General features: G+C 53.6%; 13 protein-coding genes. 11 read left to right on the forward strand and 2 right to left on the reverse strand.

Annotated elements, in window-relative coordinates; all coding sequences use genetic code 11:
• Positions 1 to 55 precede the first annotated feature (55 nt).
• Positions 56 to 880: a helix-turn-helix domain-containing protein gene (locus CDO73_RS17765; protein WP_088489871.1), complete on the reverse strand. Its 825-nt coding sequence runs from the start codon at positions 878 to 880 to the stop codon at positions 56 to 58.
• 181 nt (positions 881 to 1,061) lie between these two features.
• Between CDO73_RS17765 and CDO73_RS17770 the strand changes: the two genes are divergently transcribed.
• The 8 genes from CDO73_RS17770 (at position 1,062) to CDO73_RS17805 (ending at position 8,170) form a co-directional block, all read left to right on the forward strand.
• Positions 1,062 to 2,153, forward strand: a complete 1,092-nt coding sequence (locus CDO73_RS17770; protein WP_088489872.1) for a Gfo/Idh/MocA family protein — start codon at positions 1,062 to 1,064, stop codon at positions 2,151 to 2,153.
• Positions 2,154 to 2,177: 24 nt separating this feature from the next.
• Positions 2,178 to 2,948 (forward strand): sugar phosphate isomerase/epimerase family protein, encoded by a 771-nt coding sequence (locus tag CDO73_RS17775; RefSeq protein ID WP_088489873.1) that lies wholly within the window; start codon positions 2,178 to 2,180, stop codon positions 2,946 to 2,948.
• Complete coding sequence (locus CDO73_RS17780) at positions 2,941 to 4,023, forward strand: Gfo/Idh/MocA family protein (protein WP_088489874.1); 1,083 nt, start codon at positions 2,941 to 2,943, stop codon at positions 4,021 to 4,023. The genes CDO73_RS17775 and CDO73_RS17780 overlap by 8 nt, the downstream gene beginning before the upstream one ends.
• A 115-nt stretch (positions 4,024 to 4,138) precedes the next feature.
• Entirely contained in the window at positions 4,139 to 5,107 is a 969-nt protein-coding gene (locus CDO73_RS17785) for a sugar phosphate isomerase/epimerase family protein (RefSeq protein WP_088489875.1), read from the forward strand.
• Between the two features lie 42 nt (positions 5,108 to 5,149).
• Positions 5,150 to 5,881 (forward strand): ThuA domain-containing protein, encoded by a 732-nt coding sequence (locus tag CDO73_RS17790; RefSeq protein WP_088489876.1) that lies wholly within the window; start codon positions 5,150 to 5,152, stop codon positions 5,879 to 5,881.
• A 227-nt stretch (positions 5,882 to 6,108) separates the two neighbouring features.
• On the forward strand, positions 6,109 to 6,792 hold the full coding sequence (locus CDO73_RS17795; RefSeq protein ID WP_088489877.1) for a uracil-DNA glycosylase: 684 nt from the start codon (positions 6,109 to 6,111) through the stop codon (positions 6,790 to 6,792).
• A 95-nt stretch (positions 6,793 to 6,887) separates the two neighbouring features.
• Positions 6,888 to 7,217: a winged helix-turn-helix transcriptional regulator gene (locus CDO73_RS17800; protein WP_088489878.1), complete on the forward strand. Its 330-nt coding sequence runs from the start codon at positions 6,888 to 6,890 to the stop codon at positions 7,215 to 7,217.
• A gap of 200 nt (positions 7,218 to 7,417) precedes the next feature.
• Positions 7,418 to 8,170: a hypothetical protein gene (locus CDO73_RS17805; protein WP_143536151.1), complete on the forward strand. Its 753-nt coding sequence runs from the start codon at positions 7,418 to 7,420 to the stop codon at positions 8,168 to 8,170.
• 59 nt (positions 8,171 to 8,229) lie between these two features.
• Here the strand turns inward: CDO73_RS17805 and CDO73_RS17810 are convergent, their stop codons facing one another.
• The gene (locus tag CDO73_RS17810; RefSeq protein WP_088489880.1) at positions 8,230 to 8,946 is read right to left on the reverse strand and encodes a Crp/Fnr family transcriptional regulator; all 717 of its coding nucleotides are present in this window, start codon (positions 8,944 to 8,946) and stop codon (positions 8,230 to 8,232) included.
• Between the two features lie 586 nt (positions 8,947 to 9,532).
• Between CDO73_RS17810 and adhE the strand changes: the two genes are divergently transcribed.
• The 3 genes from adhE (at position 9,533) to pflA (ending at position 15,743) form a co-directional block, all read left to right on the forward strand.
• Positions 9,533 to 12,148 carry a bifunctional acetaldehyde-CoA/alcohol dehydrogenase gene (gene adhE / locus CDO73_RS17815; protein ID WP_088489881.1) on the forward strand — a complete coding sequence of 872 codons (2,616 nt, stop codon included), beginning with the start codon at positions 9,533 to 9,535 and terminating at the stop codon, positions 12,146 to 12,148.
• 438 nt (positions 12,149 to 12,586) lie between these two features.
• Positions 12,587 to 14,851, forward strand: coding sequence for a formate C-acetyltransferase (gene pflB / locus CDO73_RS17820; protein ID WP_088489882.1), 2,265 nt, complete (start codon positions 12,587 to 12,589; stop codon positions 14,849 to 14,851).
• Positions 14,852 to 15,005: 154 nt separating this feature from the next.
• Positions 15,006 to 15,743 carry a pyruvate formate-lyase-activating protein gene (gene pflA, locus CDO73_RS17825; RefSeq protein WP_088489883.1) on the forward strand — a complete coding sequence of 246 codons (738 nt, stop codon included), beginning with the start codon at positions 15,006 to 15,008 and terminating at the stop codon, positions 15,741 to 15,743.
• Positions 15,744 to 15,842 lie beyond the last annotated feature (99 nt).

The following is a 15,842-nucleotide window of genomic DNA, read 5'->3' on the forward strand; positions in this document are numbered from 1 at the left end:
TGCCGGAAGGTCGGCGGCGTTCGCGGGCTGTTCGTCATGCCGGCAGGGAGTCGGTTTACATTTTTTCCTGCCGCGTATGCCGGAACTCTTTGGGAGACATTCCGAATTTGCTGCGGAACACGCGGTGGAAGTAAGTATAGTTCGCGAAACCGGAAGTCTCGGCGACTTGTTCGAGCGGCATCGGGCTGAACACGATCCGTTCTTTGGCCATGTCGAGCCGGACTTCGAGCGCGTACTGCATGATGCTGATGCCGAACGTATCTTTGAACAGATGCACGCAGCGCGACACGCTGGTATCCACGTGCGCGGCGACGTCTTCGAGCTTGAACAGCGAAGAGGCGTTTTCTTCGATGTAATGCTTGATGCGATGGGCCAAGAACGTTTTGCCCGAGGAAATCGGTTGTTCGTTGATCAAGCGGTCCATTTCGAGGCACAGGATACGCAGATAATAATCGGAGATTCGCGGATCGGGATTGGAAATGCGCCGCTGTTCGATCACGATCTGGCGGAACAGGCCGATCAAGCCTTCGCTGAGCGGAATGTTGATCTTGGTCGGACGCTTGCGTTCGTTCCACCAACGGTCGATCCATTCGCCGTCGAAAAAGATGTGATAATCGCCGCTCTCCATAGGACGCTCGCGGCTGCCCGACGGAGCGGGCGGGAAAATCTTCAGTTCGTACGTATCGTCGGGTCCGTACAGCAGCAGGTCTCCGGCTTCGACCAACTGCATGCGTCCGTCGACGAGCGCTTCGGAAGTTCCGTCGGTCTGAAGGCGAAACAGGTAGCTGCCGAGTCCCTCGGTCCGATGGACATGGAACGGCGTTCGATGGAAGGAAAATCCTGCCATGAGAACCTGGCAGGCGGGTTCGGTCGTATGCATATCGGCTGCTCCTTGAGAAAATAAAATAATGACCAGATTGTTCATGTTTCGATTATATTCTTCATTTTAATACAAAACGATTTGTAATACCATGAGTTCGAGCCAACCACGAGCAAGCGAAAGCGAGAGAGTTTCCGAGAGGAAAGCGACTCGGCAATCGACACGAAGGAGTGGTGTTCTCATGACACGCATGAAGGCCGGAATCGTAGGATGCGGCAATATCAGTGCCATATACTTACAGAATCTCGCGGCAAGCGAATGGGTCGAGGTCGTCGCCGTAGCTGACCGTTTCATCGAGAAGGCGCAAGAACGGGCTTCCGAATTCGGCATTGGAACCGCTTGCACGGTAGAAGAGCTTCTGGCCGACGAATCGATCGAGGTGGTCATCAACCTGACGATCCCTGCCAGCCACGCTCCGGTGCATCTGGCCGCTCTCGAAGCCGGCAAGCACGTCTACGGCGAGAAGCCTCTTGCCGTTTCGCTCGAAGACGCGCGCCTTATCCTCGACGAAGCGAATCGGCGGAACCTCAGGGTCGGCTGCGCGCCGGATACGTTCCTCGGAGCCGGCGTCACCACGGCCCGGCGGGCGATCACGGAAGGCTTGATCGGCCGGCCGGTCGCCGGTACGGCGTTCATGCTGGGCGGAGGACCGGAAGGTTGGCATACCGACCCCGAATTTTTCTACGCTTACGGCGGAGGTCCGATGTTCGACATGGGACCGTATTATCTCACGGCGCTCGTGAATCTGCTCGGCCCGATTCAGCGGATCGGCTCGTCGACGGGGATTCAGATTCCCGACCGCGTCGTCGGTTCCGGACCCAAAGCGGGCACGCCCATTTCCGTCCAGACGCCTACGCATCTGGCGGGCACGCTGGATTTCGCGGGCGGTCCGATCGTCACGATGATCATGAGCTTCGACGTGCGGGGCGCGACCGAACTGCCGAGAATGGAGATCTACGGGACGGCCGGAACGTTGTCTTTGCCCGATCCCAACTTCTTCGGCGGAGACGTCAGGCTGCGCCGGGCGGGTTCGGAGAGTTGGGAAACGTTGAAGCCGGTATTCGACAGCGCGCGGAACGAACGGGGCCTCGGCGTCGAAGACATGGTGAAGAGCATCCGGGAAGACCGGAGGCACCGGGCCGGCGGAGAACTGGCGTATCATGTGCTGGAAGCGATGCACGCCTTTATGCGCTCCTCGGCGGAGAGTCGGCATATCACGCTGGAGAGCTCGTACAAAGTTCCGGCCGCAAGACACGATTCGCTCAAATTATAATTCGAAGAAAAGGTGGATCTCACAATGGCTAAAGTAGGATTGCAGCTGTACACCGTACGCGAAGAGATGGAGAAAGACTTCCGCGGAACGCTCGAAAAAGTAGCCGCTCTGGGTTATAAAGGCGTGGAATTCCATACCTTTTTCGGTCGCGGCGCGGAAGAAGTCAAATCGATCCTCGACGAGCTGGGGCTTGTCGCGCTCGGTACGCATACCGGTTATCGGCAGCTGCTGGAACACCTGGACGAAGAACTGGCTTACAACAAACAAATCGGCAACGACACCCTGATCGTTCCTTACATGGTCGAAGAAGACCGCGCATGGGGCGAAGTGTTCGAGAACCTCAAAAAGCTCGGCGCCCGCACCCGCGAACAGGGAGGCGTGCTGTGCTACCATAACCACGACTTCGAAATGACCGAAGAAGTCGACGGCAAACCGGTATTCGACGCGATGTACGAAGCGGTTCCGGCCGAAGACCTGAAAGTCGAAATGGATACCTGTTGGGTGCATTACGGCGGTTACGATCCGGTCGAATACATCGAGCGTTACAAAGGACGCCTGCCGATCATCCACCTGAAAGACATGACCCGCGACGCCGACGGCAAAGCGATCACGGCCGAACTCGGCACGGGCGAAGTGAACCTCGCGGACATCGCGGACGCCGCGATCGAAGCCGGCGTGGACTGGATCGTCGTGGAGCAGGATTACTGCGCGGGCGGCAAGCCGCTCGAGAGTATCGCCGTCAGCATGGAATGGATCAAAAAATACGCAGCTGAAGGAGCAAAATTGAATGTCTAAAACGCTTAACGTCGCCGTAATCGGATGCGGAGGCATCGCCAACGGAAAACACCTGCCCGCCCTGTCGAGACAAGACAAAGCCGTACTGGTCGCTTTCTGCGATCTGATCGAAACCCGCGCCCAAGAAGCCGCCGATCAATACGGCGCCGAAGGAGCCAAAGTTTACACCGACTATACGGAACTGCTGAAAGACGAAAGCATCGAAGTCGTTCACGTCTGCACGCCGAACGATTCCCATGCCGAGATCACGATCGCGGCGCTGGAAGCCGGCAAGCACGTTCTGTGCGAGAAACCGATGGCCAAGACGACGGAAGAAGCGCGTTCGATGATCGAAGCGGCGAACCGTACCGGCAAAAAGCTGTCCATCGCGTATCAGAACCGTTTCCGCGACGACAGCCTGCATCTGAAAGACATGTGCGAAAAAGGCGAGCTCGGCGACATCTATTTCGGCAAAGCCATCGCGCTTCGCCGCCGCGCCGTTCCGACTTGGGGCGTATTCCTCGACGAAGAAAAACAAGGCGGAGGACCGCTGATCGATATCGGCACGCACGCGCTTGACCTGACGCTCTGGTTGATGGACAATTACAAACCGCAGAGCGTCATGGGTTCGACGTTCCACAAACTCGGCAGCCGGGAAAATGCGGCCAACGCGTTCGGACCTTGGGATCCGGAACAATTCAAAGTCGAAGATTCCGCGTTCGGTTTCGTCAAGATGGAGAACGGCGCGACGATCGTGCTCGAATCGAGCTGGGCGCTGAACGTGCGCAAATTCGGCGAAGCGCAGACGCTGCTCTGCGGAACCGAAGGCGGCGCCGACATGATGGACGGCCTGCATATCAACGGCGAGAACCGCAGCCGCCTGATCGAGACGAAAGTCGATTTCGGCTCCGGCGGCGTGGCGTTCTACGACGGCGGTTCGGAGAAAGCGGAAGACCGCGAAGCGCGTCAATGGCTCGAAGCGATCTTGGAAGACAAAGATCCGGTCGTCAAGCCGGAACAAGCCCTCGTGGTCACGCAGATTCTCGAAGCGATCTACGAATCGGCGAAGACTGGGAAAGCCGTATACTTCGACTAAGAAAATGGGTACAATTCGCTAGTCGGAATAAAAAGGAAAGAGGGGCTTTTTCGCACCTCTTTCCTATTCAGATCAGCGTCAAAATACGGATATAATAATCAGGGAGGTTCGGTTAGTGAAGCTTGGAGTATTCATGGTCCTGTTCAACGAACGGGGATTCGAAGAGGCACTCGATTATGTGGCGGAAAAAGGGCTTAAAGCGGTAGAAATCCCTACGGGAGGCCATCCCGGCAACGTACACTGCAAACCGGAAGAACTGCTCGCCGACAAGTCCAAATTGGACGCGTTCAAAAAGGCGGTCGAATCGCGCGGACTCATCATCAGCGCGCTGAGCTGCCACGGCAACCCGCTTCATCCGCAAAAAGCTCTTGCTCAAGCCGATCACGACGTGTTCCTGAAAAGCGTCGAGTTGGCGCAGCGTCTGGAAGTGCCGGTCGTCAACACGTTCTCCGGCTGCCCGGGCGATCACGAAGACGCGAAATACCCGAACTGGCCGGTCGCGCCGTGGCCGAACGACTACCAAGACATCTTGAAATGGCAGTGGGAAAACAAAGTCATTCCTTACTGGAAAGAAGCGGGTAAGTTCGCGCAAGACCGCGGCGTCAAAGTCGGCATCGAGCTGCACGGCGGTTTCTCGGCCCATACGCCGGCCACGCTGCTGCGACTTCGCGAAGCGACTTGCGAAGCCGTAGGCGCCAACCTCGACCCGAGCCATATGTGGTGGCAGGGCATCGATCCGGTCCAAGCGATCCGCATTCTGGGACGCGCGGGCGCTATTCACCACTTCCATGCCAAAGACATCACGATCGACCAAAATAACGTGAACATGCACGGTTTGACCGATATGCAATCTTATACATTGATGCAAGACCGCGCTTGGAACTTCCGCAGCGTCGGCTACGGTCACGACCTCAAAGTCTGGTCGGACATGATCAGCGAACTGCGTTTGCAAAATTACGATTACGTCGTCAGCATCGAACACGAAGACGGCTTGATGTCCGTAGACGAAGGCTTCGGCAAAGCCGTCCGCAATCTCCAGCAGATTCTTATCGAAGAGCCTGCGGGAGAAATGTGGTGGGTCTAAGATAAGCCAAACTAAACAGTCATAACTAAGGGGATACCGACAATGATCAACGTAACCATCTGGAACGAATTCGTACACGAAGTCAGAGACGAAGAAGTCAAAGCCGTATATCCGGACGGAATCCATAAACAACTCGAACGCGCCCTGATGCCCGAAGGATTCAACATCCGCACCTGCACGCTCGATCAAGACGATCACGGCTTGACGCGCGAAGTGCTGGAATCGACCGACGTCATGCTCTGGTGGGGCCATATGGCGCACGAGCTGGTCGACGATTCGATCGCCGAAGCCGTGGCGCAAAGAGTACGCGAAGGCATGGGCTTGATCGTGCTGCACTCCGGGCACTTCTCCAAGCCTTTCAAAAAGCTGATGGGCACGGGCTGCGATCTGAAATGGCGCGAAGCCGGCGAACAGGAAATTCTGTGGGCCGTCAATCCTTCGCACCCGATCGTAGAAGGAATCGGCGAGAACATCATCTTGGAACACGAAGAAATGTACGGCGAATTCTTCGATATTCCGACGCCGGACGAGATCGTCTTCATCAGCAACTTCTCGGGCGGCGAAGTCTTCCGCAGCGGTTGCACGTTCCGTCGCGGTTCGGGCAAAATCTTCTACTTCCGTCCGGGACACGAGACGTACCCGACTTATTACAATCCGGAGATCATTCGCGTCATCGCGAATTCCGTTCGTTGGGCTTATCCGTCGACTGCCGCAAAACCGGTATACGGCCATTCCCAACCTCTGCGTCCGCTGCACGCTCCGGAATTGGTCTGATTCGCAAAGGCTGTTCTACGGCAATCGTACACGGAAGAATACGTTGATCGAGGTAACCCGAAGTCGGACAAAAGACGCCGCTTTTTCGCTTTTAGCGAAAAAGCGGTTTTCTATTTATAATGAAAGAAAGCGTTCTCAAAAGCGAGGTTGCGCATTATCGCATTTGGGGTAAAATAAGAATAATACCGGTTAACAAGAAGGTAACGAGCGAAAAAGGGGGGATGGTTATGGAAGTCACGTTCGGCAGCGCGCCGGTGGCGGAAGAGATCATCAAGGAATGTCTGCATCGAGCCGAAGGTTATGACCTGGAAGGTTTTCTGCTCGGTCAGGGAGCCATCCCGGCCAAGATCATGCTTGTCGGAGAAGCGCCCGGAGCGACGGAGATCGTTGAAGGACGGCCTTTTACCGGGCAGGCGGGCAAGGTATTGGAGGAATATCTGGAGAAGTTGGGATTGACGAGAGAAGATCTCTATATCTCCAGCGCGGTACGAAGCCGTCCGTTCAAGGACAAAGTAGCGGCGGGCACGCCGGCCGGAAGCGCGCCGCGGATCAGCCGCTCGAACCGGACGCCGACCAAGAACGAAGTGCGGGCGCACGCCGCCATATTGGACGCGGAGATCGAGCTTGTCCAACCTCGTGTGATCGTTCCGATGGGCAATATCGGGCTGCATCGACTGATCGGCAGTCACGAGACCATCTCTTCGCTGCACGGCAAAGTCATCGAAGGACCGATTCTGCGGCTGGAAGATCCGAGCGATCCGCGTTCGGACTACGTATTCGGAGAACGCACGTATTCGATTTTTCCGCTGTATCACCCGGCCGCGGTCATTTATAACCGTTCGCTGGAGGCGGTTATCGAACGCGATTTGACGACGCTTCGGGATTTTTTGGCGACAAAAAATAATTCTTAAAAGCATTTTCTTTTTCTTGGAAATGTGTTAATATGAAATAAACTAACAAAACGTAAGCTTCTCTTCAGAGGGAATCTTCTAAGAGGTGATCATCTATGATAGAGCAAAAAAACGAGATTCAAATGCAGTTGTGTCCACGGTTCGAGAGCGCCTTTTCTTTCTTGGGCAAACGTTGGAACGGTCTGATCATTCAGACATTGATGAGCGGTCCTAAGCGCTTCAAAGATATTTCGAACCAAATCCCGATGATGAGCGATAAAATGCTGTCGGAACGGATGAAAGATCTGGAAGCCGAAGGCATTCTGGTGCGTCACGTTTATCCGGAGACTCCGGTTCGCATCGAATACGAATTGACGGAGAAAGGCCGTGCTCTTCAGCCGGTTATGCAGCAGATTCAACAATGGGCGGAGAGCTGGGTCGAATAGACGAAGCGGCATTCGCGGAGAACCCCTTTTGACAGGGGTTCTTTTTTTGCGCTCGATCCTCGATCGCCCTGCCGGATTCGTCTTCGCTTATTTGAGAAAAGCCGGTCGGATTTGTTACAATGAAGAAGATCGTGTTCAAGCAAGAACATCTGCCCGAAGCCGATACGCGGCTTGATTCGGGAAGGAAGGAACCGAAGCTTATGCGGACAAAAATCAGGCTTCCCGATCAGCGCATCCTGCTGTTCGCGCTTGCCGTTCTGCTTGTCGTTGCGGCAGCCGCGACAGCGCTGCTCGTTCGGCATCAAGACTCCGGAACGGCAGCCGGCAGCGATACCGAAGCGGGCAGCGGCCAAAACTTCAGATTGGTCGTTGACGGAGGCATCTATATGCCTAACGAGAACCGCTCGCTGGTCAGCGTCTACCGGACGGAGGATACGATTCGCGACGCTCTGGAGCGCAGCGGAATCGTCCAGTTCGATAATTACGGGCATATCGCTTCGGTTGACGATACGGAACTGCATTCCGAACTGGTCTGGGCGGTCAAGCAGAACGGAAAAGCGGTCGCGAACAACAATTACAGCTTGCGCGTGCAGCCCGGAGACGAGATCCTGCTCTACATCGAAGCGCCGGGGAACGAAGGGGAACCGGTCAATACGCTGCTGATCAGCGGCGGCGACGAACATGCCGGATTGGGAGGTTCGTATGCGCATCCTTACAAAGAAGGCACGATGGTTCGCGACGTTCTCAAAGCCAGCGGATTGGTGACGATGTCGGAGAACGATCGGGCGATTCGTCTCGTCAAGCCGAGTCCCGACGCGCAAGAAGGATACATGACGAAGCCTCAAGAACGCTGGGTTCTGAAGGTGAACGGGAAAGAATTGAATCCGGATCGCGGGTTGGATATGCAGCTTCAGCCGGGAGATTACGTGGAATTGACGCTGGAGAAATCCTGATCGACGGAAAAGAAAGATATGCGCTAATCGAACAGCAAAACGCCAAAAAGCCGGATCGCTCAGATCCGGCAAATTTCGTTGGGGCAAAGTTCGCAGTGGCACACTTCTTGCAGCATGCCGAGGTCGGTGATGACGATCATGCCGTTTTCGTATTCGACCGCGCCTTTTTTGCGCAGATCGCTGAGCATCCGATTGACGCTCTCGCGAGTGGCGCCGATCATGTTCGACAGGTCGGTGTGCGTAATTTTCTTGTTGATCAGGACGGTATCGCCGTGCTTCTCGCCGTACGTATTGCCCAGACGAATCAGCGTCGAGCAGAGTGCGCCCGGTTTGCCGTACATCATGAGATCGCGGAATTTGGTCTGCGTCAAACGGTGGTGAATGCCCATCCATTTCATGAAATCGATCGCGAAATCGCAATGTTGGCAGATCAACACTTCGAGATCTTTGTGTTCGATCACGCCGACTTCCGTGTCTTCGATGACTTCGGCCGTGAAACTGTGCTTGCTGCTGAAGAAAGGATCGGCCTGTCCGACCATGTCGTCGGACTGGTACATGTAAAGGATGAGCTCTTTGCCTTCGTCGGTCGATTTGGTCAGCTTAACCCGGCCTCTTTTGATGTAATACAATTTATCGGCAAGATCTCCTTCCCAGAACAAATGCGAACCTTCCGGAATATGACGGTCTTTCATCACGACTTCCAGACGTTTCATGTTTTGGTCCGAGAAGCAGCCGGTGTTCCCTCTATGATCGGTGGCATGGTGGTACTGGCTCATCGTTAACATCTCCTTTGCGCGAGCGCACACTTCGAATCGGTATTTATCGGACGTACAAAGCAACGCTTTTCGTTAATCAAATTTTAAATTAATTATAACCGAAAATTTCAAGTTTTTGGAGTATTCTGATCCGCAAAATAGTGTCGAAATATCAAACTTTGTGACTTTTTTCACTTTACATCTTTATCATGCAGGATGGAGGAGGTTTTGTCAATTGATATTACGCAATTTTTTGTATAAATTTTTAGACTTCTTTTCGGAGACTTTCGGCAAGTCCGTACGTCGCGGATTCGGCAAAAGAAAACGGAGCCGCGGAAGGCATTCGGCAGCATAAACGGGGTTTTTGGATCGAACGATTTCGAGGAAAAGCATCCGTAACACAGAATTTGAACTTTTTTTGTAGGGCGTGTTCCGCCTTGTTCCGGACGCCATTAATGAAGGGAAAAGAGGACAAACGCAAGCTCGCGGAAAAGGGAAATAGACGAAAAATATTTTGTGAAAATTTTCACTTCCCAAACCAAAAACGGTGTGCTATGATCAGTGGCGTAGAGAAAACAACGCAAACATCTCGAGGAGGATGAGGGAAATGGCAGTGAAAAATGAAGCCGCCCGTACTGTTGAACTTACCGCTGAACAAGAAATTCAAAAGCTGATCGATAAGGCGAAAAAAGCGCAAGAAGCATTCATGCAAATGGATCAAGCGCAAATCGATACGATCGTGCAAGCGATGGCCCTGGCCGGCCTGGACAAGCACATGTATCTCGCCAAGATCGCGATCGAAGAAACGAAACGCGGCGTGTACGAAGACAAGATCACCAAGAATCTCTTCGCAACGGAATACATCTACCACAGCATCAAAAACGATAAGACTGTAGGCGTCATCGAAGACAACGAATACGATAGCTTCCAGAAGATCGCGGAGCCGGTCGGCATCGTAATGGGCATCACTCCAGTCACCAACCCGACCTCCACAACGATGTTCAAATCGCTGATCTCGATCAAAACGCGTAACCCTATTATATTCGGATTCCACCCGTCGGCGCAATACTGCAGTTCGGAAGCCGCAAGAATCCTTCACGAAGCCGCAGTCAAAGCGGGCGCGCCGGAAGGCTGCATCCAATGGATCGACAAACCTTCGATGGACAAAACGAACATCCTGATGAATCACGACGAGGTAGCGTTGATCCTGGCGACAGGCGGCGGCGCAATGGTCCGTGCGGCTTACAGCTGCGGCAAACCGGCGCTCGGCGTAGGCCCGGGCAACGTACCGGCCTTCATCGAAAAAACGGCCGATATCGATCAAGCGGTAACCGACCTGATCCTGTCCAAATCGTTCGACAACGGCATGATCTGCGCGTCGGAACAAGCGGTGATCATCGAAGAACCTATTTTCGATCAAGTTAAAAAGAAAATGATTGCAAACGGCTGTTACTTCCTGAATAAAGAAGAAATCGCCAAACTGACGCCGAGTGCGATGAACGTGGAAAAATGCGCGGTCAACCCGGCGATCGTCGGACAATCGGCTGTCAAAATTGCCGAAATGGCCGGCATCACCGTTCCGGCTACCACGAAAATTCTGGTTGCCGAAATCGAAGGGGTAGGCACGAAATATCCGCTGTCCGCCGAAAAATTGAGCCCGGTTCTGGCTTGCTATAAAGTAAAAACGGCTGACGAAGGTATCGCTCGCGCGGCTGAAGTCGTCGAATTCGGCGGCATGGGCCACTCGTCGGCGATCCACTCGAACGACGACGCCGTGATCCAACGCTTCGCGAACCGCCTGCAAACCGGCCGCATTATCGTCAACTCGCCTTCGACGCACGGCGCGATCGGCGACATCTACAACACGAACCTGCCTTCGCTGACGCTGGGCTGCGGATCGTACGGCCGCAACTCGACTTCGTCGAACGTAACCGCAGTGAACCTGATTAACGTGAAAAGGGTGGCGCGTCGTACCGTGAATATGCAATGGTTCAAAGTACCGGATAAGATCTATTTCGAGAAGAACGCGACGCAATATCTGGCTAAAATGCCGGACATCACTCGTGTAGCAATCGTAACCGACCCTATGATGGTACAACTGGGCTATGTCGAAAGAGTGCAGCACTTCCTGCGTCAACGCCAAACTCCGGTCGCGATCGAAGTCTTCTCGGAAGTCGAACCGGATCCGTCGACAACGACGGTGGAACGCGGCCGCGCCATGATGGAAAGTTTCCAACCGGACTGCATCATCGCGCTGGGCGGCGGTTCGCCGATGGACGCAGCCAAAGGCATGTGGTTGTTCTATGAATATCCGGATACCGACTTCAACAACCTGAAACAAAAATTCATGGATATTCGCAAACGGATCTACAAATATCCGCGTCTGGGCCGCAAAGCGAAATTCGTCGCGATTCCGACCACTTCGGGTACGGGTTCGGAAGTCACTTCGTTCGCCGTCATCACCGACAAAGAAAACGGCAACACCAAATATCCGCTGGCCGACTACGAGCTGACTCCGGACGTAGCGATCGTCGATCCGGAATTCGTCTACTCGCTGCCTAAAGTAGCGGTAGCCGATACAGGCATGGACGTCCTGACGCACGCCATCGAAGCTTACGTATCGGTTATGGCGAGCGACTACACCGACGGTCTGGCGATCAAAGCGATCCAACTGGTCTTTGCCAACTTGGAAAAATCGGCGCTGACCGGCGATAAAGTAGCACGCGAAAAAATGCACAATGCTTCGACGCTCGCAGGTATGGCGTTCGCGAACGCGTTCTTGGGCATCAACCACAGCTTGGCGCACAAATGGGGCGGCGAATACCATACGGCGCACGGACGCACCAACGCGATCCTGATGCCGCACGTTATCCGCTACAACGCGAAGAAACCGTCGAAATTCGCTTCGTTCCCTAAATACACGCACTTCGTAGCCGACGAACGTTATGCCGAAATCGCCCGCATCTTGGGTCTGCCGGCCAGAACGACGGAAGAAGGCGTGAAGAGCTTGATCAAAGCGATTCGCGAAATGAACGAAAAACTGGGCATTCCGGCTACGTTCCAAGAACTCGGCTTCGATGCCAAACAATTCGAATCGCGCGTCGATTACCTGGCTGACCGCGCGTTCGAAGACCAATGCACGACGGCTAACCCTAAACTGCCGCTCGTAACCGAACTGGCCGACGTCTACCGCGACGCCTTCTACGGCAGATTCGAAGACTAAGATTCGCCAAGTCTCGACCGAACATGTTCTTTTGATTGGGATCACTCCTTGGTTTACTCTCGGCGGCGCGCTCACTTCGGTGAATGCGCCGCTTTTTTTCGCTTTTGATGCAGAAAGCAAGCAAAGAATAGGGAAATGGAAATCAGTCATTTTTTGCAGTGTTTTTCTGAAAGCGACTCTAAAAGTGATAAAAATCATAAAAAATCGTCTCAGTGTGACAAACCTCACAGTATCTCGAGAACGATGAGCGCATAATAAGGCCATGAAGGTCCCCAACACAACCTGAGATCAGCCAACACAGCAAGCCGAAGTCTTTCGATAAATGTGATATTTTTCACTTTGTTGGCAACTCACCGGCGACACGGGATCTGAAGTGGAGACACGGTATGCCTCTCTCAATCGTGATCTCAGTAAAACATACAAAATGGAGGTAATCACATGTCGGTTATCGAAAGAGAAATTACAGGCGCAAACGCAGAAGCTTGGAGAGGTTTTAAAGGCGGAAAGTGGACCAACCACGTTGACACCAAAAACTTCATCGACGAAAACCTTACCCCTTACACGGGCAGCGAAGAATTCTTGGCGGGCCCTACGCAAAATACGAACGATCTCTGGAAAATCGTTTCCCAGCTGTCCAAAGAAGAAAGAGAAAGAGGCGGAGTATGGGACGTTGACGTCAACACGCCGGCTTCGATCGTATCTCACGGACCTGGTTACTTGGATAAAGAAAAAGAACAAATCGTAGGGGTACAAACGGACGCGCCGTTCAGACGCGCGATTCAACCTTACGGCGGCATTCGGATGGTCATCGACGCTTGCAAAGCTTACGGCTTCGAAGTTCCGCAATTTATCGTCGATACGTTCACCAATATTCGCAAAACGCACAACCAAGGCGTATTCGATGCTTACACGCCGGAAATTCGAGCAGCTCGCAAATCCGGCATCGTCACCGGCCTTCCGGATGCTTACGGCCGCGGCCGCATCATCGGCGACTATCGCCGCGTAGCGCTGTACGGCGTAGACTTCCTGATGAAACAAAAACAGCGGGAACACAATGAAACGGTCGGCGACGGCATGGACGAGAACACGATTCGTCTTCGCGAAGAAATTTCCGAACAATTCCGCGCTCTGGGCGAATTGAAAGAAATGGCAGCTATGCACGGCATGGACATCTCCAAACCGGCAACCAACGCCAAAGAAGCTTTCCAATGGGTATACTTCGGCTACCTCGCAGCCGTCAAAGAACAAAACGGCGCGGCAATGTCGCTCGGACGCGTATCTTCGTTCCTCGACATCTACGTGCAGCGCGATCTGGCAGAAGGCACGCTGACCGAAGAAACGGCTCAAGAACTGGTCGACCACTTCGTCATGAAACTGCGTATCGTGAAATTCCTGCGCACGCCGGACTACAACGAACTGTTCAGCGGCGACCCGACTTGGGTAACGGAATCGATCGGCGGCATGGCCGTAGACGGAACGACTCGCGTTACGAAGAGCAGCTTCCGCTTCCTGCACACTCTGTACAATCTGGGACCCGCACCGGAACCGAACCTGACGGTTCTCTGGTCGGAACAACTGCCTGACGCGTTCAAAAAATACTGCGCGAAAGTATCGATCGAAACCAGCTCCATCCAATACGAAAACGACGACCTGATGCGTCCGATCTACGGCGACGACTACGGTATCGCCTGCTGCGTATCCGCAATGCGCATCGGCAAACAAATGCAATTCTTCGGCGCGCGCGCCAACTTGGCAAAAACGCTGCTGTACGCGATCAACGGCGGTAAAGACGAAAAATCCGGCGAACAAGTCGGACCGGAATTCCCGGCCATCACTTCCGAATATCTCGAATACGACGAAGTCATGAAACGTTATATCCCGATGATGGAATGGCTGTCCAAAGTGTACCTGAACGCGCTGAACATCATTCACTACATGCACGACAAATACAGCTACGAACGCATCGAGATGGCGCTGCATGACCGCGATATCCTGCGTACGATGGCTTGCGGAATCGCCGGCCTGTCGGTAGCGGCGGACTCCCTGAGCGCGATCAAATACGCCAAAGTCAAACCGATCCGCAACGAAAAAGGCATCGCGGTCGATTTCGAAATCGAAGGCGAATTCCCTTGCTACGGCAACAACGACGATCGCGTCGACCAAATCGCCGTTCAACTGGTAGAGAAATTCATGGGCATGATCCGCAAACACAAAACGTACCGCGACGCGATGCCGACTCAATCCGTGCTGACGATCACTTCGAACGTCGTATACGGCAAGAAAACCGGCACGACTCCGGACGGACGCAAAGCGGGCGAACCGTTCGCGCCGGGCGCAAACCCGATGCACGGACGCGACAAAAAAGGCGCGCTGGCATCCCTGAGCTCCGTTGCCAAACTGCCTTACGAAGAAAGCCTCGACGGCATCTCGAACACCTTCTCGATCGTGCCTAAAGCACTGGGCAAAGAAGAAGAAACGCGCAAATCGAACTTGGTCGCGATGCTGGACGGATACTTCGGCAGCAGCGCTCACCACTTGAACGTCAACGTGTTCGACCGCGAACAGCTGATCGACGCCATGAACCATCCGGAAAACTATCCGCAGTTGACGATCCGCGTATCGGGTTATGCGGTAAACTTCATCAAACTGACTCGCGAACAACAAATGGACGTCATCAACCGTACGTTCCACAACAACATGTAAGACCGCAAGATACTTCGATCGCGTTCGAGGCGGACGCGATCGGGGCATCAGGCCGAAGCTTCAAGATCTTCGGGCCGGCTACCTGTTCATTCACAATCAAACTTACGGCGCTCGCGGGAAGTGAGCGCCGTTATTATTGAAAGGGTGACAACGAATGAGTCACAAAGGACGCGTGCATTCACTGGAAACATTCGGGACGGTAGACGGCCCGGGGATTCGCTTCGTACTGTTTATGCAAGGCTGTTTAATGAAATGCCAATACTGCCACAACCCGGATACTTGGAACTTCGACGGCGGCCAAGAAATGACCGTGGACGAAGTATTGGCCGAGATCGAACCTTATCTCAACTATTATCGTTCTTCCGGCGGCGGGTTGACCATCTCGGGCGGAGAACCTACGTTGCAAGCAGGCTTCGTGGCGGAGGTTTTCAGCGAAGCGAAAAAACGTTGGAATCTGCATACTACTTTGGACAGCAACGGATTCAACAACGCGGAGAAATTGGAGTATCTGCTGGACGTAACCGACCTGGTTCTGCTGGACATCAAACATATCGACAACGACAAGCATAAAGTATTGACCGGGGTCAGCAACGAGCAAACGCTGCGCACGGCCAAATGGTTGTCGGATCACGGCAAAAAAATGTGGATTCGCCATGTATTCGTACCCGGCATTCACGAAGACGAAAATAATCTGCGAGACCTCGGCAAATTTATCGGCACGCTGAACGGCGTCGAAAAATTCGAAATTCTTCCTTATCATCAAATGGGCATTTATAAATGGAAGGAACTCGGCCGGGAATATCCGTTGGAAGGCGTACCTTCGCCCACCGAAGATCAAGTACAGCGCGCTTACAGACTGATCGAAGAAGGACGCAGAATGCAAACCGTATGATCTTTTTCAGGCATTAAACCTAAAATTCAAACTGCTTAATTTGTAAATATTTATTATTTGATGATTAATGCAGGTTAAAGTAGGCGGCTGTTCCTTACA

The sequence above is a fragment of the Saccharibacillus sp. O23 genome, assembly GCF_002205895.1.
Taxonomy (GTDB): Bacteria; Bacillota; Bacilli; order Paenibacillales; family Paenibacillaceae; genus Saccharibacillus.